Source organism: Achromobacter sp. GbtcB20 (assembly GCF_019091095.1).
Taxonomy (GTDB): Bacteria; Pseudomonadota; Gammaproteobacteria; order Burkholderiales; family Burkholderiaceae_B; genus Achromobacter; species Achromobacter mucicolens.
This window is the reverse complement of record NZ_JAGXJZ010000624.1, coordinates 1-260: the sequence shown is the minus strand read 5'-3', so window position 1 is coordinate 260 and position 260 is coordinate 1. Positions and strand designations below refer to the sequence as shown.

Here is a 260-nt window from a genome sequence, read left to right as displayed (position 1 = left end):
GCCTGGTCAAGGGCCGCGAGATCGCGCTGAACGTCGATTCGCTGTTCGGCCTGGTCGACCCGTGGACCTACGACGGCCCGACCTTGCTGACCGTGTTCGCGCTCTACAAGCCGACCAGCAACGCCGACGCCGTGCTGGCCGCGATCGACGAGGAAGTCGCGAAAGTCGTCACCGACGGCGTCGACGAGGCGACGCTCAAGCGCGTCAAGACCCGCATGCTGGCCGACTGGAACAACTCGCTCGAGTCCTTCATCAATCGC

The 260-nt window shown here is 65.4% G+C and carries 1 pseudogene; it reads left to right on the top strand.

Features of this window, described 5'->3' with window-relative positions:
• A pseudogene (locus tag KVT32_RS30480) lies at positions 1-260 on the top strand (insulinase family protein); the annotation flags it as partial.